The organism is Spirosoma arcticum, assembly GCF_054779955.1.
The window spans coordinates 32,206-56,151 of the sequence record NZ_BAAGXG010000028.1 but is presented as its reverse complement, the minus strand read 5'-3'; the positions used below and the strand labels follow the sequence as shown (position 1 = coordinate 56,151).

The window sequence follows — 23,946 nt, the reverse complement described above, 5'->3', positions numbered from 1 at the left end:
CTTCAGTGAAGGATCAATAAGACTTGGACAAACCCCTCTCAGCAAGTGCTTTTAACAGCGTGAATCCTTAGGTTTAGTCACGGATGAAAACTACCTTCGTTGATTAATACTTAACTTAAAAGTGAATAATTTTGTAACCATTCGGCTTTTTAAAACGTTTGAACGGGTAGCTTACTATACCCTACAGGTGGAGGGAAGAGAACAATCGGAGACCGATCGTTTTTTTACTCGCTATGAACAAGATGAGTCGTTAGCCCGTGATTTGAATTTGTTGGTAGCCTGGATACAGGAGATCGGCCAGCGACGAGGAGCGAAGGCCCGGTACTTTCGATTTGAAAATGCGGCATCCGCTCTACCTCCTCCTGCTCGCATCATGGCGGAGTTAGGCAACGATTATTGCCTGTTTCGCCTGTATTGCATTCGGCTATCCGACCAGGTTGTCATCTTAGCGAACGGCGGACTAAAAGTGAGTCAGACTGTACAGAATAGTCCTGAACTACTGATTCATTTTCGATTTGCCAACAAAATTGCTCAGCAACTCACTGAGCTGACCCAATCGGGAGATCTGCTACTGGATGGTAAACAGATCGTAGATATAGACCGACTTGAACTATTAGCTTAACAAACAGAAATTATGGACGCATTCGACCGAATTGCCAGCCGGACTCCCGACCAAACCCGGCGCTTAGTCAACAAGATGCTCGATGTAGCGGATCGTATTCACGCTATTCTTGAGCAAAAGGGTATGAGCCAGAAAGACCTGGCGGTTGCTTTACACAAGTCAGAATCTGAAATCAGCAAATGGGTCAGTGGTACCCACAACTTAGAGCTGAAAACGATCATCCGGATTGAGGAAGCGCTAGGAGAAGACATTTTAACCGTGCCGAAACCACGAGCTATGGCTTGACGACATTCATTATCCGTTTGTTACTCTGTAAACCAAGGTATTAGCAGTAATCTGTAGTCTCCGATGGCCAGAAAAACCTAAATCTTACAAAATACGCTATACTATTAAAGTGAACGGTTTTATTGAACGCCAAAAGGCCTGTTTTCGGTGACCTACCTCCTCCCCTGTTACCGTCCAATTAAACCTCCGATTCCAGCCAGGTGTATCGTCCTCGTATCGTCCTAGCTCTACCTCTACAGGAGAGTGTCCGTCCGGTAGAGAAAATAGCTACCTTAAGCCTCTCTCTAGGCTGATATCATCTTTAAGACTAATAAAATTACCAATTGAGACTGTATTGCTGAGTATAACCCATACTCATGATCCGCCCTAAATAGCGTTTATAAAAACGTCCTACTCCAGTTTTAAACCGCGTTGCAAAAATTCAGTATCTGTCAACTACAATCAGTTACGTTCGATTGTGAATGGGGAGTGACTAAATGCTATTCACAACTGAACAAGTTTGTTAGTCAACATCACTGCTCCTGCTCCGCTAATTTGTCGCCGTTACGGACCGAAAATAGCGATTGCCGGTGATCTTTTTGACCGCCTTGGGCAGGTTCAGGCCGCTGGCACACTCATTGATAAGCCTATAGCGATTTGCCCTGAGCGTGTGGATTATAATAGTCTCGCCGGCAAAATTTTAGGGTTGTGATAGCCCCGGCACATCACCCAGCCGATGGTACACCGGCAGGCCGCGCTCGGTAGCCAGTCGAACGTCTTCGTCGGCTCCTTTAGACTCGCCGGGGAGCCGTAATAGGGCATCGCACCGATCCAGGAGATGGTGTGCGACAGGATACAAGATTTCCTGCCACGCTGCGTCGCCTGGCGTTTGACCACCCGCCAGATGCCAGAGCGGGAGGGCTACCCACTCGCCGATCATGGGCAGGTGGCCTGCCCGAAACAAGGATAAGGTTACGGCTTCGAGCCGATGAAGGTTTTCAGCTATTAAAGCCGGGTTGTCTTTGGTACCGGAGCGATATGGCCCGGCTACAAGTATCATCATGGTAGCTATGCGTTAACAGGTGAATGAATAAATCGATCAGTTTTTCGTTATTGAACCATTTTCGTCGCCGTAAAATAAGTTACGGCGGGTAGGAGGCAGTAGCCGTTTATTGTGCCGGTAACCTAATAGCAGCAGAACAACGGTGGCTGCTAAACAGAACAGAGTTGACAGGATGGAAACCTGCGGTCCGTATTTTCTGCCGCTGAGCTAGTCGACCCCCTCCATCTTCGTTGTTGATAAAGCCTCGTCCACCGCATTTGCCGCTATGCATGCCCCGAAAATTCCTGTTTCAGTGGAGTTCCAGGCAACGTGAATGGTGATGGCAAACCAGCAGATCGTGTTACAGATATCGGTTACGGGCAACCCCTCTACGCGGTCTTTCCCGCTTTTTTGTACCGATACCACCGAGAAAATGCCAAACGTCAGGATGGTGAAATAGACCCCATCTCGTTCAGCAGCCTGTCGGAGCGCCAGAGTCCAATTAAGTAGCCGAATATACCGGCTCCGAGAGCAGCTCAGGAAGCGTCTACAAAGGCGGTTAAGGATTCATGAAAATTCTGGTTTAGAAAAAGGTGGAACAAACACCGTTACGTCGGCTTATCAGCAATTATTAGTGTATTGGCATACCAAAGGTGGCGTTGGCCAAGCCCGTCAGCAAAAATTTTTCTATGACTGACGTGATTCAACCGGTGATTCGTATGTGGTTGACTACGAGTCGTTTTCAGCTCGTGGCGCAACGGCTCTGTTGGTGGCCGATTAAGAATCAAGTTTACCAAAACCCCTCCGTATCCAGCGTCGAAAGGGTTTTGGAACGGACCGATGCTCACTATGAATTAATTACCGCTTGAGCACCTTTACAGTTTGCATTTGGGTGGGCGTGTTGACCCGCAGCAGATACAGGCCCGCCGATTGATGACCAATCTCAAAGCTGTGCTGCTCGACCGACTCCGCCTGCCCCACCTGGTGCGATCCGATGACCCGCCCCCGCAGATCGGTCAACTCCATCTGTATGGGCTGGCCACCTGCACCCCGAACCTCAACCAGCGCCGCCCCGTTCTCCACCGGGTTACCCAGCACCCGTACCTCCAGGGCGGTCTGTCTTTCTCCCAAAGGGCTTACCCCAATTCGGGCACCTTGGTTCTGGCAGGCTGTTAACCAGGTGTAAGCAAACGAGGCTTCGCCCGGTGTTCCACTTTGAGTAGCCTTGAGCGTGATGGTGGGGTTGTCGATATACATACCCAGGGTATAGGGCCCCGCGTTGGTGGTGGGCACCATCTCGTTGACGACCTCAAAGCTGATGGGCTGGCCATTGCTCCCCCCATACTGGGGTGTGAAGACAAGCTGGCGCTGGGTAGCCGAGACAGCCTGGCAACTTACTAAGGTTACCCCCGTGATAGCAAAAGCATTTGGGTTACTCCCAGCCGGGTTGATGGTCAGCGTATAGGTGGCGCTCGCGCTCAGGCCGCCCGGGTCAGTGGCCGTCACGGTAATGATGTATACCCCGGCTGTAGAAGGCGGACCACTGATGTTACCTCCACCGGTGACCAGTAGACCGGGGGGCAAACCAATGACAGTGTACGTCAAGGGCTGTCCTTCGGGGTCGGTGAAGGGGAGGATAGTTTGCGAATAGACCTGACCCACCGTAGCACTGGCATTGGCAATAACGGGGGCCACCGGTGGCTGATTGCTCGATGGTACTCCGCCAGTGCAAGCCGCCAGCCAGTTGTAGGCAAACGAGGTCTGGCCCGGCGTTCCACTCTGGGTGGCTTTGAGCGTGATGGTGGGGTTGTCGATGTACATGCCCAGGGTATAGGGTCCCGCGTTGGTGGTGGGCACCATTTCGTTAACGACCTCAAAGCTGATGGGTTGCCCATTAGTTCCCGTGTACTGGGGCGTGAAGACGAGCTGACGCTGGGTAGCCGAGACAGCCTGGCAACTTACTAAGGTTACCCCCGTGATGGCAAAGGCCCCCGGATTGACGGGGGGGGGCGCACTGACGGTGATGGAAAACTGACCCGTGCTTTGTCCTGCAGCGTTGACGGCGGTAATGGTGACGGTGGGTGCCTGAACCGTGGTTGGCGTTCCGTTGATAGTGCGGGTAGCCGCGTCAAAGCTCAGGCCGGCGGGTAAGCCGCTGGCCTGGTAAGTAATGGGAGCCGTGCCGGTGAAGGCAGGCACTACGAAGCTGAAGAAGCTACCCACGGTGGCGGTTTGGTTAGGCAGCGCGGGTGCCACCGGAGCCACTGGATTGACGCTCACCGTGCCGCTGAGGCTCACCGTGGTCAAAATGGGTTGATTGGGTAGCTTCGAGTCAAAGGTTATGTCGCCGGTATGTGCTCCCAAAGCTTGCAAAGCTCTTAAGCGCACGTAAATGTTGACATTCCGGGTACCGCTGTTATTGACGGCTATACTAAGATTGGTACCGTAAAGTATACCATCAAAAGAGAGTTCGTACCCGGCGGGAGCATACGCCGTAAATGCCGCTGATGGGGGAAATCCAGACGCATCCAGCGTGAATTGTTGAGCCGAGGAGGGCGTGTCATGATCTGTAGTGAACCCCGAAAGCGTGGTAGGATTGACCGTAATAGCGGGAACCTGATTGACCGGCGGCACGACCACATCATCGGGTGAGGTAACAAACGTGGCATCAGCCCCAACGGCCACGAACAGGCCGTTGCCATGCATGACGCCATTAAGCGTGTTGCCGTCACTCTTCGATAGCCGGGCCGTCCAGACGGTGCCGTCGGGAGAGGTGAAAAGTTCGCCATCCTCACCAACGGTCACGAACTGGCCGTTACCAAACGTAACCCGGTTGATATCCGAACCCGTGAACGAGGGCACAACCGACCAAATGATACTATTGACTGACTTGACTACGGTACCGCCAACGCCCACCGCTACATACGTGCCGTTTCCGTAGGCGACACTTGTGAGCAGATTACCGGTGCCGGAGGAGTGGGCCGTCCAGTCGATTCCTTCCGGCGAGGTGGCAATGGCTCCGTTGAAGCCCACGGCTACAAACTGTCCATTGGCATGGGTGATGCCGTAGTAAAACGTATTAGGTCCGGTGGTACCCTTGGTCCAGGTGGTACCGTTGGTCGAGCGAACAACATTCCCGCCAAATCCCGCACCCACGGCCACATACTGCCCGGCCCCGCAAGCAACGCCATAAAGCGAGGCCCCCATGGTCGAATAACGCAGGGTCCAGGCTTTGCCATCTACAGAGGTTTGAATGATGGCCTCACCCCCAACGGCCACAAACTGGCCATTGCCCCAAACTACATCGTTGAAGCCTTCCCCGGCACCGGCAACGTGCTCGGTCGTACCCAGTGTGTAGTTAATGCCGTCGGTCGAGGTCGCGGCAACGCTGCCAATGGCGGGCTGGAGATTAATCGGGTATTTGCCCACGGCTACGTAGTGCCCGTTGCCGTAAGCCGCTGCGTTAAACTGGGTGTAGTAACCTATTGTCAGGGGGTGCCAGTTGATGCCGTTCAGCGACGAGAGGACGAGACCAAGCAGTCCCACCGCGATGAACCGACCGTTGACGTACCGAACCCCGTACAAGTCCGAACTGGTTCCAGATGACCACGGTGACCAGTTTATCCCGTCCGGCGACCTGAACAGTTGATGAGAGCCAAAAGAGCTTTCCGTTACGGCCACGTAAAGACTTTGTACCGGATCGTAAGATACAGCCGATAGAGGCAGCGGGGTGCCCGCTACGACCTGCGCTGTCCAAACGATCCCGTCAGGTGAACGGATTACGGTGTTATTATCGCCAACGGCCACAACTTGTCCGTTAGCCCCGGCCGTAACGCCTTTCAGCGAGACGACAGTACCCGATGCTCTCGCTGTCCAGATGATGCCGTTGGGAGTCGTTCGGATTAGCCCTCCGTCGCCAACAATCGTAAACGTCCCGCTCCCGTAGGTAATATCGTTCAACTCAACGCTGGTGCCGGTGGTCAGGGGGGTCCAGGTGATGCCATCCGTCGAGGTAATCGCAACGCCATTATCCCCAACGGCAATAAACCGCCCGCCCCCGTAAGCCAGCCCGCTCAAGGACTTAGTCGTACCCGACACCTGGCTCGACCACGTCAGACCATCAGGCGATGTACTGACGTGGCCGGAGCTTCCTACTGCCACGAACTGGCCGTTTGCATAAACAACACGGATTAAGGCCCCGGCTGATTGAGAAGCGGCAACCTGCGTCGTCCAGGTGACCCCATCACCCGAAATCTGGATAAGGCCATTATTGCCGACCGTTACATATCTACCGGCTCCGTAAGCCACATCGAACAGTATGTAGCTCGGTGTCTGATACCGGCGCGTCCAGGTGGTTTGGGCATTGGTACCTGTTATCATCAGTAGTAACAGGCCGCTGAAGAGCAACCGACGCAGCCAAGTCGGGGTGCCCGGCTGAACCGACGTGGCGTCCTGCCGTTTCTGGTATTCAGCCCACTGGGTACCGAAAATGGCGCTCAACAGGCCCAGCGCGGCTCCCATCAGATTGTCGGTGGGCCAGTGTCCGGCAACGGACACTGGCCGGGTATGACTGATAAGGGCCAGCAGGCCACAAAGTACGGTAGCAGTTCGGCATACGTTTCGCTTGTTCATCTGGAGGAGCGGTTGAATAGTCATGGTTTTCGTGGTGATTGAGTGATAATGAATGCGTTACAATAGTGCTTACGGGGATAAAAGTGGCCTGAGCAGACCCCCTGAGCAAAAATTTCCCAACGAATCGTATAGATTGGGTAGTTGAGTTGCGTGTGGGCGGGAACGAATCGTCTGGGTAGTAACACCCGCTCATTGAACGGCAACCGTTTGATAAACAGGTCATAAAAAAACCCCCGGCGCGAACGACGGGGGTTTATCACAACTACATAGTAGGATTGCCTACCAGGTATTCGTACGCCGTGTTCTCAACCGAACTGCCACCCAGCGTGTGGAACATGCTTCGTTGCTTGACGTAGCCATCCGCGTTCAGCACGTAGGTGTAGAAGCGGTCACTCGGTGCGGGAAAAGCCACCGATCCTGACGGCTCATACGATACCCGTTGCACCAGGTGCTTACTCGGCTTGCCAAAAATTCGCAGGTACGCATCGTGCTCCGGTATCTTGGGGACGTTTAGATTGACCGGGTACTCATCGTTCAGGAGACCGGCAACGGTGCGCTGACTGTAGGCAAATGTTATGTCCGTAAAGTCGAACGCACTGGTAGCCACCGTCGCCAGAATCATATCGCCGTCAGCATTGTACGTGTAATTGGTCCCGCCAACACAACTGTTTTTATTATAACAAGACCACAACTGTCCCTTCGCCGTGTATTTATATACCCACTGCGTTGCGTATTGCATCGGCGTGTTGTTGTTAATAACCGTATACGCCTGGGCGGATTCGGTACAGCGGCCGCTGGCATCGAGCGTGAAGGTTTCGTCGCGCAGTACGGTGTTTCCCTGGTGGGTAAACGCTTTGATCTTACCGGGGCTGTAGGTGTAGTCGGTCTGGATAGCCAAACTGCCGGAGACGGGGGTCGTCACGTTCAGGAGTTGGCCATTGTCGGCATACGTCAGGGTAGCGGCACCGTATTTGGTGAGTTTGTGCACCTGGGAACTACCGGGCAGGATGTCGTCGTTTACGGCTCCCGACCGGGCACTGCCTGCCGGGGTTGGATCGAGTAAATTGTCTTTCTCGCAGGAAGCAAAACTTAACGACAGGGCCAGGCCCAGGCCGGTGATGGTTTTTTGAAGTAAGGTGTTCATTAGTACTGGGTTCGTTTTTTGGTTGACATCGACTCGATTAGTGGTTGTACAGTGTTGATTTGAGGAAATGCCCCGGTTAGTCCAGGCAACAGCAGATTTACTTACCCACCGTCAGCGACCGCGTTGGCTGGCTCGGCTCGGGGGCCGTCGTCCGCAGTTGAACTGACTTGACGATGACACTGTCGCCCTGTTCGATGCGGATGGTGTAGGTGCCGTCCTGAAGTTCGTTCATGTCGAAGATCTGACGGAAGCGGGCTTCCTTTTTGGGTAAGCTGGCTGCGTACAGTACGTTGCCTCCGGACGTCATCAGCTGGACGGATGCCACTGTGTTGGGCTGTTTCTCGACGGCTAAGCAAAACTTATCGACCTGCCTGGTGGGATAAACACCCACTGTGAGTGGTGTGGGGTCTTGGGTGGTTTGGGCCAAAGTGACCGATGCGCTAAGCGAGGTGGTCAGGAGGAGTACGCCTGTCAGGAGGCTTTTGAAAGATGTCGTGTGTGACATGATTTTTGAGTTTGAAAAATGTTGTTTGCTGTTCGTGTTGCCTACTCGTTTTCAGGTTTTCGGCCACCCCTGTTGGTTATTGTGTTACAAAGGTGGCGGGGCGGTAGCGGGCCCTCAAAAATTTCAGCCTGAGTGGTGAGGATTCACCGGTTGAATCGTATCCTCCTGACCATGAGTTGCTTTCAGAGCCCGCGTAGTATTGCCAGGCCCGGACGTATTTGAACGCAAAAGTCCCCCGTCGCGAGCGACGGGGGACTTTTGCGTTCAAAGGACTACCCCACCCACGGCCCCTCCCCTTAAAAGAGGAAGAGGGATGTAGTCCCAGTTAGGTTGAGAATTAGCGGGTTTGGTCCGCTCCGCTTAAAAAAGGGCCGGGAATGGGTGGCCAGCCCTCACACCGTTTGGAGCATCGCCAGAGTGATCGAATCGTAGCAGACATCCCAGGCCCGTTTTACTTCGTCGTTCCAGTCATTGCCCAAGCCCCGTTCCAGCGTCCACAACAGAGCCTCTTTAACGGGTTCATAATGCTCGGGCTTTACGCCGTACCCTTCGTGGCTTTTGGCTAACTGACCTATTTCCTGCGCTACCGCATCCGGCCGGTCAAGGCGGGCCACAATGATGCTGAGCATGTCCACAAATTTCTGATACTGGCTTTCCATCGATCCCCGGAACATTGACCGCAGCGTTGGATAGGTGATAAATAACCGTCCGTAAAAAACGTCGCCCAGGATGGCCGGGTCTACGTCGCGCAGTAGTTTCCAGCTTTGTTTAACGAGAGTGAGTTGCTGATTGGTCATGGCTGGTCTGCGTAGGTCTGTTCTAATACCAGAACTAAATAAGGGGTCAATGAGTCAACGCCCAATTTTTTTCGCACGAGTCGTCACTATAAGCTAACCAGTCGTATCGGGTTGCCTCTAAGCAGTACTGGTTAGTACGTTCCGAACGTCTAGTTGCCAATTCTGCGTCATTGATGTTCATTTTGCAACGGTTCAGGGTTAAATCAGTGAGAACATCAACTGAGAATTAGCTATTTACGAGTAGCTTTAAACTCTACTACGTTCCGCCATGAATGCGCTCATTATTGAAGACGAAAAATTAGTGGCCCAGGAATTAGCCGCCAGCATTGCCGCCGTTGATCCCACAATTCACATAGTCGGCACGGTGGGCAGCGTAAAAACGGCCCTGAACTGGTTTGCCGAACACGCCGAACCCGACGTGGTATTTGCTGACATTCAACTGGCCGATGGGGTTAGCTTCAGTATCTTTAGCCAGTTTCAGATCTCGTGCCCCGTTATTTTCACCACCGCTTACAATGAATACGCCATTCAGGCCTTCACCGTCAACGGCATTGCCTACCTGCTCAAACCCGTTGACCGGGACGAACTCCGGCTGGCCATTACCAAAGCCCGGAAGCTCACCCGCGTACAGGGCCAGTCTACCTTCGATGTGCAGAAACTGATGGACGCGCTGAACCTGTCGTCGGCACTGAAGCCTGCCTTCAAAGAGCATTTTCTGGGCAATGCCCGCAACAGTTGGGTACCCATTCGGGTGACGGACATCGCTTACTTTATCCGGGATCAACTGATTTTTTTGGTCACCAACACCGGTGAGCGCTACATTGTCGACTATGACACCCTCGACGAGGTCGAATCGGTACTCAGCCCCGACCACTTTTATCGCATCAGTCGGCATTGCATCATCAACATCAACGCCGTACAGACCCTCAAGGGGATGGCCAATCTTAAGCTACAACTAATTCTGAAAGTGCCCAATCAGTCGGTGGGGCTTGACATCAGCCGCGACAAGGCACCTTCGTTCCGGAAATGGCTCGAAAAATAAGTCTTCGAATTCGCTGGTATGACCTTTGGCTGATTGGGCTGCTGGCGGGCACATCCGGGCCCGTGTCAGCCCAGCAGCCCGTTCAGCTTGAGTTCGACCACATTCAGCAAGCACAGGGATTGTCGTCCAACATCGTAAACTGCATTATGCAGGACCGCAGTGGCTATTTATGGATTGGCACCTACGGAGGACTAAATCGCTTCGACGGCAGCCACTTCACCGTGTTTAAAACGGATCGTCGGCGGCCGGGCAGTCTGGGCAACAACGTCGTGCATGATATTGGTCAGGACCAGGCCGGAAATCTGTGGCTGGCAACAGACGATGGCATCAGTCGGTACAACGGCCGCACGGGTCAGTTTCGCATGATCCGCTCAGGTGGCGGCAAAGTCTTTGGCCAGTGCCGCAACATTTTATGCGACCGGACTGGAAAAATATGGTTCTCCAGCGTACACCAGGGCTTATTTCTGTTCGACCCTGAAACGAACCAAACGACAAGCTTTCAGCATGTTCCGGCGGAGCTCACCTCGCTGTCGAGTGATGAGATTAGTAAGAATGGCTTGCTGGAAGACCCGCACCGCAACGGGCTTTGGATAACCACGCGCGACAAAGGACTTAATTACTTCGATATAGAATCCGGACAGTTTATCAACTACCGGAACAACCCGGACAAACTGGCCATTTTTCGCCCGCACGATACCTCGTCGCTGGCCTTAGACAGTACAACCCACTTGATTTTTGCCGACAATACGGACCAGCGGATTCTGATTTGTAAGCTGGTCACCAAAACCGTGACGAATGCCATTACCCTGGCCAGTCAGATAGGCCGTCCGGCTTTCCCAATGGCTACCATAGTTGTCGACCGGAGTCATAACTTGTGGGCCTGTTCCTGGCAGTACTCGATGTTTGCTATCCGGGCCGCCGGGTATCGGGGGCAGGAGTTTTTCCATGATGATGCCGAAAAAACATCCATCGCCGGTGACTTTTTCTGGACGGGCTGGCAGCAAAACGATGGTACCATCTGGTTTGGAACCGTCAACGGTATCTCGTACACGAATCCGGAAAAAACCTTCTATCACGTGCACAACCTGGCTCGGCAGCACCCGGCACTGGCCAACGGCAGGGGGCTGTCATCTTTCCTCGAAGAAGCCGACGGAAACTGGTGGCTGACCTCGGCGGAGGGTGAGTTACTCCATTACCGGCCGACGACTAGCCGGCTGGCGGTTTATAAACTGTCGAAATCAGTGCCGGATGATTACCGGTTCGGGCTACCCATGATAATTGCGGGTTTTGGCCAGGATGAACTCTACATCTGCCAGACGCGGTCGATAGACGTTTTCAATAAGCGAACCCGGACCGTTACGCCGTTTTTCCTACCCCCGATGGTATTCAATCACGCTACTGATCTGATTGCCATTGTCCGGCAGGGTGACTGGCTCTGGCTGTTCGGCACCAGCGATGTTGTTTTTAGTTGTCATCTGCCTTCCAAAAAGTGGCGCACCCATTCCTTGCCGTTTGGGACCGGAACAACCCGGCTTAAGGTTATCTCAGCGGGGTTGGACAAAACCGGGCGATTGTGGGCCGATGTACTTTCTAAAGGATTTATCTGGTTTGCGCCGAAAGATGGGCGATTCGTGGCCTGTCCGGTTCAGCCGCCTATAACGGGTTTTACCGATCATTACCGCTTTGCCGTCGACGCCCGGAACCGGCTCTGGAAACCAATATCAGGGTATGGCCTGGTTGAGTTTGACCCCGGCCGGGGCACCTACCGGACCTGGACAGAGCAGGACGGTTTATGCTCCAATGAGGGTAAAGCAGCCTGCACTGATGCATACGGACAGATTTGGATGGCCTCGTTTAACAATGTGTCGATTGTGAACCCGGCCCGCTCATCGGTCCAAAACTTTACCCTGCCGCTCACCGAATCAAACATTAATTACGTCGACTATATGTTTCCCCTGCGCAACGGAAACATTCTAACTACCCTGAAGAACTACGTGGTCGAGTTTATGCCCAACCGGGTCAATCGCCAACCCGCGCCGGCCAGCGTATTGATTAGCACACTGGCCCTGCCCGACACAACAATCAGCATTGGGGCCGGTGATCCCATGCTCAGGCTGGGTGTTGATGAGAACGATTTCAGCATCAGCTATTCGGTACTTAATCGCGCCCGGCAGACTTATACTTATTTTTATTACTTAGATGGCTACAACGACGACTGGGTGAAAGCCGACGCCCGGACCGTAGCTAACTATACGAAGTTACCGGGGGGCGACTACACGTTTCGAGTGAAAGCCGTAGCGGGCAACACGGAGACCAGTGAAACTAAACTGGCCATTCACATCGCTACCGTTTTTTACAATACCGGCTGGTTTCGGGCTGCGCTGTTTGCCTTCATGCTGGCGTTGATTTATTGGTTCTACCAGTACCGCACCCGGCAAGTGGCCCGGCTGCACCACTTTCAGATTCAGATGACCCGGCTCGAACACGACAAAACCCAGATTCAGTACCAAAATCTGATCAATCACCTCAACCCTCATTTTCTATTCAACAGCTTAACCTCCCTCAACAGTTTGATTCTGACCAAACCCGGAGAGGCTTCCCTGTTTCTGAGAAAATTGTCGGTAATCTACCGGTACATTCTGCAAAACAAGGACTCAGAACTCGTCAGCCTCCAGGACGAACTTACCTTCACTCAGCACTACATTGACCTCCAAACGGCCCGTTTCGGCGACGGCTTACAGATCAGCTTGAACATAGGTACCGAGTACCTGACCCGCCGGATTGTGCCCGTCACCATCCAGAATTTGCTCGAAAACGCCACAAAACATAACATTGTTAGCGACGATGATCCGCTCCGCATTCGAATTTACACCGCAGCGGAAACGCTGTTTGTGATGAACACACTCCAACCGAAAGGTTTCGTGGAAACGTCAAACAAACAGGGCTTAGCCAGTCTCAAATCCTTGTATGGCTACCTGAGCCGACGCCAGGTTAGCACGACTAAAACAGCTACTCATTTTACCGTAGCGGTCCCGTTGCTCTAAGCAAGGTTTTTTTCTATGTGACTACCTACCGTGAATACAATCTGCGTTATTTGCCGTGTGCTTTATGATTATATTGAATAGTTACTAAAGTTGAAAACAATCAAAACCAAATGTTTAATGGCGCACACTACTGCTCCATTTCTTTCAGGCAAAAATAGCTTGAAAACTCCTCATTAAGCTTCCGGTATAGGTTGCGTCGCGTTCTCTTTTCGCAACTTACCTGTTTATATCCGTACAGTCTCCCCTTCTACTCTACCGGTCGTTTTCGGTTAATAAAAGAGCACCAAATGCAATATAATGAACTCAATATGTTGCTATAAATGAATAGGTTGTATCAATATCAGGAACTGTTGAAAATCGTTCAGGAAACCCTCCGATTGCGGCTGTGTCCAGCCAGATGTGAATGGGGAGTGAGTTAGGCTTATTATTTCCTTTCCAACTGACTGCACCGAAACAATCAATCCGCTGACAAGTCACATCGGCAGAAGCCGAACGCGGCTTTCTGACTCAGTTTAGTGAGTCGACAAAACAATCAAATTTAAATCCCGGCAACAGAGTTGGTCATTTTGTCGGCTAATTCTTTCTCGACCATTCCTCTAAGCTTACCATACCGTTCCTCATTTAATGCACCAAACCTTGAACTGTACCATAGTTTCGTATTGTCTTTCACCGTCCTGATAAATAGGATTCGTTTAATTTGATTCGTCGAGGTTAGAATAAACGTACTGATCTGCAAGAAAACAACGCTGTTCGTCTCGTTCGCCAAACCAACCCAAAAGATGACCCTTAATAATGAATGCGTGTTTTATTTAACGTAGCCACAAGATCCTTGTACCACTCAATCAGTTGCCCCTTGTCCGAAACCAGTTTAGCTAGCTCTGACTGGGCCAGCTAAACCGGTTTCTCATCAGATGAACCGAGCACTCGCCTACAGCAGGGCCGGATTCGGTGCCACTCCCATCATGGCGCATTCGACGGATTGGGCGTTGGAGACGTTTATTCAACCATCAGGTAAAGGACTCACCACTGCTCGTCTTATCGTTTTATGAACTTTAGGCGCACCGGCCGCTTATCGTCAATAAATTCAAGTACGTACGTGCCGGTTGTCAGGTGACTCACATCCAACGTATGATTGACGGACTGGATTTTGGTCGTTCGGGCCGTACCCACGTTGATGACATTGACGATACCGTCATCCGTAATACCGTCGAGAGTCAGCACATCATGCGCTGGGTTGGGATAAAGTTGGTATTGTTTTTCATCCGACGGGCGGTTTGCCGCACTGACAGCCGCCTGCCGCGCCCCGGCAGTGCCGTATACTTCCAGTTCTAAAATGGAGTAGCCGTAAGGGGTGTACCGTTTCGTGCCGTAAATCCTGACGTGACGGCCCGTAACGGCAAGCCCGGTATGGTTGTTGACGAGATCGGCGTTGTTAGGAACGAATACCGCCCGGTTCCACTCGCCTACCGTGGTGGCAACCTGCACCTCGTATTCTTTCCCCCGCGCGTCTTCCCAAACTATTTTTACCTGACTGATCGTGTACACCGCGCCCAAATCGACGTAAATCCACTGCGGATCCGCAAATTGACTCGACCAGCGGGTGTTCATATTACCGTCGACCGCTAATTTTGGGTCGAACGATGCCCGTTCGACCGACGAGGCAGTGGCTGGCCGGTTCAACGCCAAGTTGGGGTTGCCACCGGTGGCCGGATTGACCGTGATGGGAACCGGAGTCGAGACGGCGCTCTGGCTCTCTGCATTGGTTACCTTCGCCGTGAGGGAATAGCTGCCGGCCGCCACGTTTGCCCAGCTAAAGGTGTAGGGCGCGGTCGGGTCTTCGCCGAGTTTGGTGGTTCCCTGAAAGAATTCCACGTTGCTGATGGCCGCCCCGGTACTGGTCACATTGGCGTTGATGGCAACGGTCGAGTTGGCCGCAAACGTGGCGTTGGCCGTTGGGGAGGCAATCGTCACGGCGACGCTATTGGTGGCACCGGCGAGGGCAAACGTCAGGTGGTTAAGGTTAAAATTGGGGGAGTCCATCACGACTCTGAGGACCTTGACACCCGTGGTCAATACCGGCGTTGTAACACTAACCGTTTGCCACGCCTGAAAACCGCCCGTGTTGGGTACCCCAATAGAACCCGAAACGGCCTGCCCATCCAGTTCCACATGGAAGTTATTGGCGTTGTAGGGAGTGGCAACCCGCGCCGACAGGGTGTAAGGTCCGGCGGTGGTCACATTGACCGTGTATTCGAGCCATTCGCCGGTGGCCACGTAGCCGATGTTGAATCCGCCCTCGGCGCACCCTTCAATGTCCACTCCGTCGCCGGGCCGGTGTTTGTTGCCACTGTTGGCCGTCGTTTCATCGTGATAAGCAACCCCTTCTCCGCCAAGGTCGAAGTTCTCAGCTTCGATTTTACCCGGCAACAGCACGGCCGCACCCAGGTAGGGACTTTGGGTGCCCCCCGGTGGGGGGGTGCTGGTGCCGTACGTGGCGGTGTAGGTGGTATTGGTCGCCGGTGCCCGCAGGGTTTGATTAGCCGCTCCACCCTGACTCCAGCCGGTAAAGGTGTAGGAGTTGCCGCCGGTGACCTGCGGGCTGGGGGCCTGTAGATTGACGGCGGTATTGACCACAAACGTTCCCGAAAAAGGAGCCGTCCGCTGGGTACCCAGCACCAACTGCAAACCCGGAATGTTGGCCGTGGCCGTCAGCACCACCTTGTTGGGATAAATATCGACCGAGTCGACGCCTGTGCGTCCCTGCGCGTCCGTCACCGTCAGCAGGAGCCGAAACCAGATGTTGGGCGACGTTTCTCCCCCGTTATCGGCGACGAACGTGCCCGATGCCACCCCCCCCGGCAGGCCGGGTCCCGGATGCCAATGCTCATCGTTCGGGCCATCTTTGTGGTAAAAGCGGGCTTCCCAGCGGTAAGTCGACACCGGCAGTATTCCGTCTTCGGCGTCGGTGGCTTCCCCCGAAAAGCGCACTACGTCGCCCACGCTCCAGGTCAGCGACGAAGCCGGTTGAATGATGCGCGCCACGGGTCGGGCGTTGGGGGCCGTAACCGTTAGCGTCGCTTCCGACGAGGTGACGCTGCCCGCCGAATTCGTAACCACACACCGGTAGTTGGCCGCATCCGACGCGGCCGTCCGGGCGATGGTGTACGCACTGGCCGTAGCCCCGGCGATGGCTCCCCCGTTCTTTTGCCACTGGTAGGCTAAGGGTGCTGCGCCGGAAGCCGTTACGGCAACCGTGAACGCGTCGCCCGTCACCACCGTCCGGCTGACGGGCTGGTTGACGATAGCCAGGGCCTGACCCGTTCCGTATTCCAAGCGCCACAGACTACCCCGGGTATCGTACTTGACGTAGTAGAGGTTACCGTCGATGCCCACGCTGGTGCCTAAAATCCGGCCAAAACCGGTGTTGGATAATTCAGCGTGGCCAGCGCCCGGATTGGTGGCGTCTACACTGCGGAGCCAGGCCGAACACCAGTCCGTGAAGTAGAATCGGTTGCGGTACTGCGCCGGATACGTGGTGGTGGCCGGGTTGAAAAAGACGCCGGACGTGATGGCACAGCCCCAGCCGTTGTGGCCATAGGCAAACACGGGCAGAATGGTATTTGGGGCCTGACCGGGACCCGACTGCCCCCGGCCGTCCCAGCCGTAATTGTAGTTTTTCGACGCGTCGGGTGCAGTAACATCGTTGATTTCTTCGTACCCCCCGCCCACGTTCACCACGAACACCTTGCCCGACGCCGGATCGAGGGACATTTTCCAGGGGTTGCGCATGCCAATGGCCCAGATGCTGCGCTTCTGACGGCTGGCCCCGGCTTCGTTGTAGTACGGATTACCCGGCGCAGGCTGACCGTCTTCGGTCAGGCGGAGGATTTTACCCCGGTAGGTGTCTAATTTGATGGCTTCCTCGGCGATGTTGCTCTCGCCGATGGCCACGTACAGCAGACCATCTTTAAAGAGTATGGCCCCGCCGTTGTGAAAGCCGTTCAGGATCGGATCGAAGGCCATCACCCGGCTCGACGAGGTCACCTGATTGGTGGTGTTGATCACGATCACGTCGATGTAGTGCAGGGTCTTGGCCTGATCGGTGTAGAAAAGGTAACACTTGCCGTTGGTGGCAAATTGCGGGTGGAGCGTGATGCCCAGCAGGCCCTGCTCACTATCTTTAGTCGTGGCGACCGAATGCACCGTAGCGACCGTTCCGTTCTGGAATACTTTCAGGATACCGCCCCGTTCGGCGATGAACACCCGGCCGTCGGCGGTGTGGACGGTGGCCGTTGCTTCGTTGATATCGTCGCCGGTTAACTTCTTTTGCGTGAACCCGGCCGGTAACTGACCATACGCCATAAAGTCAGGGCCGACGGCTAAGAAGGCAATCAGGCAGCATACGTTCAGGATGCGGCCAACAAGTTGGTAAAGCGTTGGATGATTCATCGTTTGTGATCGGTTTGTTAGGGAAAAGCGTACGGTACTGGCAACATCACGGGGTAATGACCCACTGCGGTATTTACGGCCGCCCGGCTGCTGACCCGTTGGAAACAGGTAGCGCTGATGTGCTGACAGAGGGTCCGGAGAGCTCGCAAAGCTGGCCACCGGGCGTTGCGTTGCTAAGGACGGTTCTGGGGTCTGGCAGATCGTGCGTCATCGGGGAAGTCCGATAACAAATGCGTCTGCGTCGGGTTACCGACGGTTGGCGTTCCGTTACGGACACTGTCCGCTGGCTCCTGACTAAACAGACGGTGGAAGTCTGGTGTGGTTTGTAACTGCTTCGCGCTGGCCGAAAAAGAAGAGGTAACGCAAAGCAGATTTGTGGTACTACGCTATTTATCAGCCAATAAAGAAAGAAATAATTGTAAATAGAAAAAAAATAGTTGTAAAATTAGTCTATGGTTACCGGGTCAGCGAGTTGCGTGCGGTGCCCGTGCATTTGCCGAAGACAAGTACAGAATCGGTCCGCGCACCGCGCAACTGACCGCCCGAAACCGAGTGTATCGTTACCTGCTTACTCCAACGGATCATGAAAAAAATCAACCCAAAATGTTTTGTTGTTCTATGGACTGTATTCCTCGTATCCGGCTGGTTTTCCCCTGGTTACGCCCAGACCAAAAGTGCCAAACGAGGCATCGCGTACGGGTATCACTCCGCAGCCGATATGCAGGCGCTGGCACCCGGCCTGAGCTGGTGGTACAACTGGTATCACAAACCCGATGCCGGAGCGGCCGCCGTATACCCCGGTTTGGGCGTCGACTACGTGCCGATGCAGTGGGGGCGTCAATTGGATGGCCAGCCGTTCACCGCCGACCAGTTGGCGGCTACCATCCCCGCCGGAACTACCTATTTGTTGGGCTTCAACGAGCCGAATTTCCGGTCGCAGGCTAATCTGACTCCAACGCAGGCCGCAGCCCTGTGGCCGATGCTGGAGGACGTAGCCCGGCGCAGAAACCTCAAATTAGTGTCCCCAGCGGTGAACTACTGCGGAGACTGCGTCTCGGAAAACGGCACCACCTATTACTCGCCTACCCAGTATCTGGACGCCTTCTTTGCCGCCTGCCCCACCTGCCGGGTCGATTACATTGCCGTGCACACCTACGTATGCGAGGAGCGGTGGCTGCGCGAAAAAATTGGCGAGTTGAGGAAATACAACAAGCCGATCTGGCTGACTGAGTTTTCCTGCGGGGACATGCCCCACAGTCAGATTACGCTGGCGACCCAGAAAAAATACCTGACCGATGCGGTAAACTACCTGGAAAATGAACCGGCCGTGTTTCGGTACGCCTGGTTTTCGGGGCGCAACAACGAAATTCCCAATATCAACCTGCTGGGTAATTCGGGGCAGTTAACCGAGTTGGGTCAGTTATACGTATCGTTACCCGCTGCCGGCAGCACCCCGGTCGAAGCGGTGCTGAAACCGGTGTCGGCCACGGCCTCCTCAAACCAGACGACAACGAGCCTTGCTGCGCTGGCCATCGATGGCGACCCCAGAACGCGCTGGAGCAGCCAGTGGGCCGACCCCCAGTATTTGCAACTGGATTTCGGGGCTGATGTTGACATCACGCGGGTAAAAATCACCTGGGAAGCCGCCTACGCCAAAGACTACCAGTTGCTGACTTCATCCAACGGCACGTCCTGGACGCCCATCCACTCGATATTGAACGGCGACGGGGGCACTGACGACATTACAGGTTTGAGCGTTCGGGGCCGTTATTTGCGGATCAACGGGACGCGCCGGGCTACTGCGTTTGGTTACTCCATCTACGAAGTAGCGGTATACGGTCGCGCCGTGGCAAACGCCACTAAAATCGAGGCCGAGTCATTTGCTGCTATGCAAGGTATCCAGGTAGAACCCACTACCGATGCCGACGGTGGACAGAATGTGGGCTATATCGACGCGGGCGACTGGCTGAGTTATGCCAGCGTACGCTTTCCCACGGCGGGTACGTACACCATTGAGTACCGCGTAGCCAGTCCGAACGGCAGCAGTTTATCAGCCGATTTGACTGGTAGTTCTACCCAGTTGGGCACCGTTCCGATTCCGGCTACGGGTGAGTGGCAACGCTGGACGACGATATCGCAAACGGTGACGGTTCCCACTGGCACCTATACACTGAACGTACGCGCGGTGGGGGGTGGCTGGAATCTGAACTGGCTGCGCATCACGAAAGTGTCAGGTGCCCGAACCGCTGTGGCGGCCACCCCGCTGACGCTTACGGATGCGCCTGATCGGGTGGACTTGTATCCAAATCCGGTTACCGATTTCCTGTTGATTCGAACCCATGACAGCCTGACCGGAAGCCGCTACCGGATCGTGGATACGGCGGGCAGGCCGGTACTCACGGGGGCCGTGGCGGCTGACCGCGTGAACGTATCAACCCTGACGTCGGGCAGTTACCTACTGCAGGTATTACCTGAAAACAAATCGCCGGTAACGCTGCGCTTTCTGAAACAGTAAACACGGGTGTATGCATATGTATTTATGTCCGCTGCTACAAGGTTTGCTACAATCAGTAGGTGTTATACATGGCCAGCATCAAATGGGGAGACGCCAAAGTATCCGAACTGTTCAAACGGTTAAACTCCTGCGTGATATCCTCTGATGCTGCTCGGCTGTCCTACCCTGAGATAGATTATCGGGTTTTACCAAAAAACGACTGCCGATACTATCGTGAGTTGCCAACTAGACCCATGCCGGTCTACCGGTGCTAATGCAGTTTCCTGACATACATGTTGAGTTAATGGAGCTACTTACTGTTTAACTGTATCAGTTCTAATTCACCCTGCCGGTCCAAGGAGAAAAGGGTGATTGACGAGTTGTCCTGCACTAATTTCCGGTAGTTTCGGAGGGGCATTCCCAGTTTCCAGGCTAAATAAAAGCGGTTGACGGCGTTGTGGGCCACGACTAAGATCGTCCCGGATGGGTGAGTTTGCTGCATCTCCCGAAAGAAATTATCTACCCGACTGACGACGACCATCGCGGTGTCGCCCGTTTCCCCGGCTTTTGTGTGTTCGGGTGCCCGGCTCCAGTCGTCCCACAGTTGTGGATTCTGGGCAACAAATTCGGCTCTGGTTTTTCCTTCCCAGTTTCCGAAATCAGCTTCGATCAACCGCGCGTCGGTCTGCACCTGTTCGGGCTTACCCGAGGCAATTTGGGCGGTCAAAAGAGCCCGCTTCAGGGGCGACGAATAGAGAGCGTCGAACGCAAGGCCATTCAGCAGATCGGCCGCGAAGTGGGCCTGTTGAACGCCCTTGTCAGTCAACTCAATGTCGGTAGTCCCGCAGTAGCGGTTACCATCGGCGTTCCAGCGGGTTTCGCCATGCCGGAGCAAATACACAGTCAACATGGGCGGCAGATCAAGTAGTTAGGGGTACGTAATAAAGTAGTAAGTAATGAAGTAGTAAGTGGTTGACGGTAGTCTGGCAGGTAGCCACTCACCACGTTACAACCTGCACCTGGTCCTTAATTGATAAATCCTTTTTCCTGCATTGTCCGGATAAAAGCGGAATAACCACTATCGTACGCCCGCATCAACCCGGCTTCGGGCTGCACCTCCTTTTCGACGCGGGTCAGGACCTCAGCCGCTTCGATCAACGAGCCGAAATGCGTTTGGGAGGCCGCCAGAATAGCTGCCCCGACTGCACCCGTTACCTGCGCGCATTTGTACACCGGGCGTTTCAGCACATTGCTGCGAATCGTGAGCCAGGTGTCGCTATTACTGCCCCCCCCGGCGGTATAAACGGCACTGACCGTCTCGCCCGACAGCGTTTCGATGAGTTCGTAGGCGTATCGCTCCACGTAGGCCACACCCTCCATATTAGCCGTAAACAGTTCAGCATCAGATAGTCCATCCGGCGCAAAACCACGGGCCGTAGCGGAAATGAACGGGAAACGCTCTCCGGCCTGCCGAAGCGGATAGGCGATGTGCGGGGTTGGAATGAGCGTTGCAGCGGCCACGTTCAGTTCCTGGAGCCGGTCGCTGAAACCCGTTGTTACCCAGTCGGCACCAATGTTAGCGGCACCGCCCGGCATCCAGTAGCCCTGCGGATGCCGGTGGCTGTAGAGTCGGCCTTCGGGGTCTTTCAACTCCCGCGTCGTTACCCCTTTCACGACCAACGTAGTGCCGATCGTGGTATTCCAGTTGCCCGGACGAACTGCCCCTGACGCGATTTGGGATGCACAACCGTCGGTCATTCCGGCCACGACGCTAATCGCCGGCACACCTAATTCACGAGCCAGTTCAGGCAATAACGTGCCGATGGGCTGGCCAGAGGGAACGACCGTCTGCATCCATTCCCGGCGCAAAAACAACTGATCGAACAGGTACGGCGGCCACTCCTCTTTCGTGAGGTCGTAGCCTGATTTCAGGGCATTAGTATAATCCGTCACCCGAAAGTTGCCGGATAGTTTCCCCGTGATGTAGTCGGCCGCGTGAATCCAGGTCCGAATCTGTCCGGCTTTTTCGGGAAAGTATTTTCCGAACCAAACCATTTTCGACAGGCCACTGGAGGCATTAAAGCCGGTGTAGCCCTCAGGGTGAGACGCTTCGGCCACGGCCCGGCAGTGCTTCCCCTCCGCGGCCGGGCGGGGGTCGCTGTACATCAGAGCATCGTGCAGCGGTTCGTTGTGGCGGTCGATCGGAATCACCGTCCCCGACGTAGACGTGACGGCAATGGACCGGACGTTTTGCAAATTGATTTCGGCGTCAGGGGCGCTGAGTAATTTTGTTAAACAGTGCTTCGTGCTTTCCCACCACGCGCGGGGTGACTGCTCTTCGCGGGAACGTTCGGTCAGGTCGAAAACGGCCTCCTGACTGCCCTTGACGGTACCAGCCTCGTCGATCAGAACGACGCGAACGCCCTGGGTACCAATGTCAATTCCAATGAAGTAGGTGGGCATCAGTTCATGGTTTTAAAAGCCTGGCGCGTTTTTTTCCAGTCGGCGTACAGGCCTTGATAGCGGTTTTCCCGGCTCGGCGCAACTTCCTCCAGAATCTCCGGGTCAACACCACCTATTCCCAGCGCATCGTTGCAGGTGAACACGCCCCCCACGACTGAGGCCTGGCGGTAGGTGTCGCGGATGATCACCTTTTTTCCGGTCAGGTTGGCGATGTACTGGCGCAACACGCGACTTTGGACGCCCCCGCCACAGGCCCAGATATAGTCCTGGGGGTGGGTGGTAACCTCGCACAGACTCTTGTAGTTTTCGTAGATGCTACAGGCGATGTCCCAGAGTGTAGCGAAGACAAAATCCCCGCGCGTTAACTGGTGCGACACTGGCGTGTTAAAGATGAAGCCACCCCGAATCAGGGGCGATTTCTCGTCGGCCAGCAACGATCCCAGCGCGGCCACACACTGCGACTGTTCGCTGGCGACGACTTCGGTTTCAATGACCTCGTAGGATTCAGTGGGGTAAAAAATCTCTTTGAGCCGCTGGTAGTTCAGCCCCGTTACGCCCGCGTTGGCTTCCAGAATAAAACTGTTGGCGTCGATGTGGCGGCTGGTCCAGGTGCGCTGATGCGCGTCCGTCACGTATTCATCCACGATTTTAATGATCGGTGTGGTTGTTCCCGACACAATGACGACGTCATCCACCGAGGGCTGCATACTGCGAATGGCCAACTGCGTATCCGACCCGCCTACGACGACGATGGCCTCCGGTGAAATCGCCAGCGCCTGCGCTACTGCCGGCCTGACTGGCCCCAGCACCGTCCCGGCGGATTGCAACGGCGGGGGAGCAATGCCGAGGGCAAACAGGTCGGCTAATTCGGGCGACCACTGTTTAGCAGCCACATCATACAGCAACGTTTCGGACGCCTGCGAGTGCTCGTACCGGGCAATACCGCTCAGTTGATACTGCACCCAATCGCTGATGCTCAGAAACGTAGCCACCTGATCCCACAAATCGGCTCTCCGCTCGCGGACGCCCACTAACTTCAGGGCCGAGAAAAGCGAGGTAGGGTACCGCCCGGTCAGGTCGTAGACCCGGCTTTTATCGTCGATGCAGTGTTCCCATTCCCTGCCCCGGTGGTCGATGTTGGGCATCCCGATCAGCGACTCACCCTCCCTGCCGATGGCCACGATGCCTTCGCGCTGACTGGTAGCGGTAATCGCCTGAATTGTAACCGGACCCGCAGCGGTCAGGGCGGTTTTTGCCAGTCGCAGAATCTGTTGCCAGAGTTGATTGGGGTCAAACTGAATGGATTCCGGGTAGTGCTCGTCCCGGTCATAACGGACGTTTTCGCGGTCGATGCTCAGGAGATGGCCACTCGGCTCGGCCACGGCCACCCGGACATTTCCCGTACCAACGTCAATAATCAAATAGGCAGGTTTTGGTATCATTCGGGG

Annotated in this window: 14 protein-coding genes; 5 read left to right on the top strand and 9 right to left on the bottom strand. The window is 54.6% G+C overall.

All coding sequences use genetic code 11. The features are described from left to right. The first annotated feature begins 121 nt into the window (after nucleotides 1-121). On the top strand, nucleotides 122-622 hold the full coding sequence (locus tag ACYVHB_RS31110; protein WP_461055941.1) for a hypothetical protein: 501 nt from the start codon (nucleotides 122-124) through the stop codon (nucleotides 620-622). Between the two features lie 12 nt (nucleotides 623-634). Beyond that, nucleotides 635-907, top strand: coding sequence for a helix-turn-helix domain-containing protein (locus ACYVHB_RS31105; RefSeq protein ID WP_461055940.1), 273 nt, complete (start codon nucleotides 635-637; stop codon nucleotides 905-907). A gap of 679 nt (nucleotides 908-1,586) precedes the next feature. Here the strand turns inward: ACYVHB_RS31105 and ACYVHB_RS31100 are convergent. The 5 genes from ACYVHB_RS31100 to ACYVHB_RS31080 form a co-directional block, all read right to left on the bottom strand. Further along, nucleotides 1,587-1,949: a DUF4406 domain-containing protein gene (locus ACYVHB_RS31100; RefSeq protein WP_461055939.1), complete on the bottom strand. Its 363-nt coding sequence runs from the start codon at nucleotides 1,947-1,949 to the stop codon at nucleotides 1,587-1,589. Nucleotides 1,950-2,786: 837 nt separating this feature from the next. Further along, on the bottom strand, nucleotides 2,787-6,584 hold the full coding sequence (locus ACYVHB_RS31095) for a putative Ig domain-containing protein (protein WP_461055938.1): 3,798 nt from the start codon (nucleotides 6,582-6,584) through the stop codon (nucleotides 2,787-2,789). Between the two features lie 238 nt (nucleotides 6,585-6,822). Beyond that, a complete protein-coding gene (locus ACYVHB_RS31090; protein WP_461055937.1) occupies nucleotides 6,823-7,704 on the bottom strand; it encodes a hypothetical protein in 882 nt (293 codons plus the stop codon). A gap of 97 nt (nucleotides 7,705-7,801) precedes the next feature. Continuing rightward, nucleotides 7,802-8,209, bottom strand: a complete 408-nt coding sequence (locus ACYVHB_RS31085; RefSeq protein ID WP_461055936.1) for a hypothetical protein — start codon at nucleotides 8,207-8,209, stop codon at nucleotides 7,802-7,804. A gap of 392 nt (nucleotides 8,210-8,601) precedes the next feature. Continuing rightward, a complete protein-coding gene (locus ACYVHB_RS31080) occupies nucleotides 8,602-9,006 on the bottom strand; it encodes a globin domain-containing protein (protein ID WP_461055935.1) in 405 nt (134 codons plus the stop codon). Nucleotides 9,007-9,274: 268 nt separating this feature from the next. On the opposite strand from ACYVHB_RS31080, the gene ACYVHB_RS31075 reads away from it, so the two are divergent. Then, a complete protein-coding gene (locus tag ACYVHB_RS31075) occupies nucleotides 9,275-10,048 on the top strand; it encodes a LytR/AlgR family response regulator transcription factor (protein ID WP_461055934.1) in 774 nt (257 codons plus the stop codon). Further along, entirely contained in the window at nucleotides 10,033-13,092 is a 3,060-nt protein-coding gene (locus ACYVHB_RS31070) for a ligand-binding sensor domain-containing protein (RefSeq protein ID WP_461055933.1), read from the top strand. Before ACYVHB_RS31075 ends, ACYVHB_RS31070 begins: the two co-directional genes overlap by 16 nt. Before the next feature lie 1,035 nt (nucleotides 13,093-14,127). Here the strand turns inward: ACYVHB_RS31070 and ACYVHB_RS31065 are convergent. Further along, nucleotides 14,128-17,541: a PQQ-dependent sugar dehydrogenase gene (locus ACYVHB_RS31065; RefSeq protein ID WP_461055932.1), complete on the bottom strand. Its 3,414-nt coding sequence runs from the start codon at nucleotides 17,539-17,541 to the stop codon at nucleotides 14,128-14,130. Nucleotides 17,542-18,124: 583 nt separating this feature from the next. Here ACYVHB_RS31065 and ACYVHB_RS31060 point away from each other — a divergent pair. Continuing rightward, nucleotides 18,125-20,056, top strand: coding sequence for a glycosyl hydrolase (locus ACYVHB_RS31060; RefSeq protein ID WP_461055931.1), 1,932 nt, complete (start codon nucleotides 18,125-18,127; stop codon nucleotides 20,054-20,056). A 289-nt stretch (nucleotides 20,057-20,345) separates the two neighbouring features. On the opposite strand, the gene ACYVHB_RS31055 is transcribed toward ACYVHB_RS31060, so the two are convergent. From ACYVHB_RS31055 to ACYVHB_RS31045, 3 genes are all read right to left on the bottom strand, one after another. Further along, nucleotides 20,346-20,945, bottom strand: coding sequence for a histidine phosphatase family protein (locus tag ACYVHB_RS31055; protein WP_461055930.1), 600 nt, complete (start codon nucleotides 20,943-20,945; stop codon nucleotides 20,346-20,348). A 116-nt stretch (nucleotides 20,946-21,061) separates the two neighbouring features. Beyond that, entirely contained in the window at nucleotides 21,062-22,498 is a 1,437-nt protein-coding gene (locus tag ACYVHB_RS31050; protein ID WP_461055929.1) for an FGGY-family carbohydrate kinase, read from the bottom strand. Beyond that, nucleotides 22,498-23,940 (bottom strand): FGGY-family carbohydrate kinase, encoded by a 1,443-nt coding sequence (locus tag ACYVHB_RS31045; protein WP_461055928.1) that lies wholly within the window; start codon nucleotides 23,938-23,940, stop codon nucleotides 22,498-22,500. The genes ACYVHB_RS31050 and ACYVHB_RS31045 overlap by 1 nt, the downstream gene beginning before the upstream one ends. Nucleotides 23,941-23,946: the final 6 nt, after the last annotated feature.